The sequence below is a fragment of the Noviherbaspirillum sp. genome (assembly GCF_036846085.1).
Classification (GTDB): domain Bacteria; phylum Pseudomonadota; class Gammaproteobacteria; order Burkholderiales; family Burkholderiaceae_D; genus Noviherbaspirillum.
The window spans coordinates 1-2,566 of sequence record NZ_DAIUCO010000391.1 but is presented as its reverse complement, the minus strand read 5'-3'; the positions used below and the strand labels follow the sequence as shown (position 1 = coordinate 2,566).

At 60.2% G+C, this 2,566-nt stretch carries 4 protein-coding genes; all 4 read right to left on the bottom strand.

What is annotated here, in order from left to right:
- The coding region (locus tag V7080_RS25155) for a hypothetical protein (RefSeq protein ID WP_334191112.1) at nucleotides 1–90 on the bottom strand (90 nt) is incomplete at its 3' end.
- 382 nt (nucleotides 91–472) lie between these two features.
- Nucleotides 473–1,093, bottom strand: a complete 621-nt coding sequence (locus V7080_RS25150; RefSeq protein WP_334191110.1) for a GNAT family N-acetyltransferase — start codon at nucleotides 1,091–1,093, stop codon at nucleotides 473–475.
- Between the two features lie 92 nt (nucleotides 1,094–1,185).
- Nucleotides 1,186–1,758: a sugar transferase gene (locus tag V7080_RS25145; RefSeq protein ID WP_334191111.1), complete on the bottom strand. Its 573-nt coding sequence runs from the start codon at nucleotides 1,756–1,758 to the stop codon at nucleotides 1,186–1,188.
- 171 nt (nucleotides 1,759–1,929) lie between these two features.
- Nucleotides 1,930–2,566 (bottom strand): DegT/DnrJ/EryC1/StrS family aminotransferase (locus V7080_RS25140; RefSeq protein WP_334191109.1); only part of this gene is annotated, 637 nt, incomplete at its 5' end.

The following is a 2,566-nucleotide window of genomic DNA, read 5'->3' as shown; positions in this document are numbered from 1 at the left end:
GTAGTCATGCGCGTCGATCAATTGACTGATCTGGCCGCCGGGGAACAGCTTGCAGGCGTGAATTTCCGCATCGGGTGCAAAGCCACGCACGCCGGTGTTGTTGTCTGCGCCGGCAATGATGCCGGCGCAATGGGAGCCATGCGCGATGGTGTCTCAACGTCAGAAGGAAATGAACGCAGGCGCCAGAATTTCAGCGTCGCGGTTTTGTCGAACGACTGACCTGTCACCAAAACAAAGCGTCGTTAGTATTTCAATGGAAAGTGACGTCAACCTGGCAAGGCATTCGCGATACCGCCGCAACCGCGGCAAATGATGTGGGGCTTGGATCGGAAACGAAGAACTGACGCAGGACGTCACTCTTCGGTAACGCAGTCGCAGGAAGACGTTTGTCGATGCACTTGGATGGGTATGTGCTGCAGGGATCAGCCACCGGCACTCGCCCGATGGACTTTTCGTTGAAACGATCAGAGGTTCACACGGTCCGTGCCGATGAACTCATGAAGCGCCTGGCTTTGGGCTTCGGTTGTTCGGGAGGCACCGGCCCACGGTAGACGATGTCTCCGGTTTTGAGAGCGGGCCGGACGTATTCCTCTTCCAGCATTCCCATGCGGATCAGGTCGACATAGTGCCCCTCTTTGTACACCGCTTGCCGCAAGCGTCCCTCTTCCACGAACCCGACTTTTCGATACAGCTTGAGCGCGCGCTCATTGGTTGCCAGCACCGTCAGGTGTATCCGGTGCAGGTTCAGGTCGGTGAAAGCATGATGCAGCACGCTGCGGGTGGCGAATTCGCCCGCGCCGCGCCCCTGGAAGGATTTGTCGCCAATCCAGATCGCATGTTCGGCGTTGCGGTTGATCCAGTCGATCTCCAGCAGGTAAACCACGCCGATGAATTTTTCCGATTCCGTTTCGCAGATCGCCAGGCGGATGTTGTTGAAGCGATTGGCGACGTACTCATTGAACCAGTCGAGGTCGGTTTCCTGCCCGACGTAGCGAAAGGCGGTATTCAGCTGGTTGACCAAATCGCGTTCATTCCGCCATTTCGTCAGCCGGGCCAGGTCGACCCTGCTCAATTCGCGTAGAAAATAGGGCATGGCATTCGATCCCTGCAGTGGTCGTGGATGGTGCGGCGAAAGGCGGGGCAATCGGTCGATGGGGGAGCAAAGTGCGGTCATGGGCAGGCCAGTCAATGCGACACGCCGTCGCGCTGCACGACCTTCAATATCGTCATGCCGAGTATGCGCAGATCGAACAGCAGCGAGCGGCGCCGCAAATATTCCGCATCGAGTCCCACCTTTTCCGGAATCGGCAATTCGTCGCGGCCATTGACCTGGGCCCATCCCGTCAGTCCCGGCAGGAGTTCATGCACCCCCCGGCTGGTGCGCATCGCGACCAGATCGTCCTGGTTGAACAGCGCCGGGCGCGGCCCCACCAGGCTCATGTCACCCTTCAGGATGCTCCATAGCTGCGGCAGCTCATCAAGGCTGCTCTTGCGCAGGAAGCTGCCGACCGGCGTCAGGTAGGCATCGGGGCTGTCCAGCAAATGCGTCGCCACCACCGGCGTGCCGATGCGCATGGTGCGGAACTTCGGCATCCGGAAAACGGTATTGCGAATGCCGATGCGGTCGGACCAGTACAGTACCGGCCCTTTCGACGACAGCGCGACCATTGCCGCCACCAGCAGGATGGGCAGCAGCAGCACCAGGCACGCAAGGACGACGATCGTCAGGTCAAACAGCCGCTTCGAGAATCCCGGCATTCCAAACGAAGACCGATCACGCCGGCGCGCTCCCGGCATGGCCATCTTGCTGTTTTTCGGTAACTTGGACGCCGGCATGGAAGATCGCTCGCTGTGACTTTCAATGATTCGCTGAAACCCGGTCCAGGGACGTCTATCCTTCCTAGCCCGTCCCGGACCTTCTGTTCATTGCTAACCGCTGCTTACCGTATCCAACGCCGGATGGTCGGCGCCCAGCATGCTTTGCGCCTTCGCGCGCAGCACCAGGTCGGCGACGCGGGTGAGCGAATAGACATCGAGATACGGTCCCATCGGCAGGCTCAGTACCCGCTTGGACATCTGCGCCGACACGGGAAAATGTTCCGTCGTGAAATGGCGATACGCGGGCTGCAGCGGAATCGGCACCGGGTAATGGACGGCGGTAGGCACCTGTGCTTTATCGAGCGCATCACGCACCGCATCGCGCTCGTCGAGGTAGACGGTGTACTGCGCATACACGCTGGTGCGCTCCGGCCGCTGCCGCACGCGTTCGACGCGGTTGCCGAACAGTTCGTCATAATGCGCGGCGATGAGCTGGCGCTGTTCGATTTCCCAATCGAAACGATCCAGCTTGGCGAGCACGATCGCGCATTGCAGCGTATCCATGCGGCCGCCGACACCGATGCGGGAATGGCGGTAGCGCTGCATCTGTCCGTGCACGCGGATTTCGCGCATGACTTCGGCGAGATCATCGTCACTGGTGAAGATCGCACCGCCGTCGCCGTAGCAGCCGAGCGGTTTGCTGGGGAAAAAGCTGGTGCAGCCTATCGCCGACAGATTGCCGCTCCGG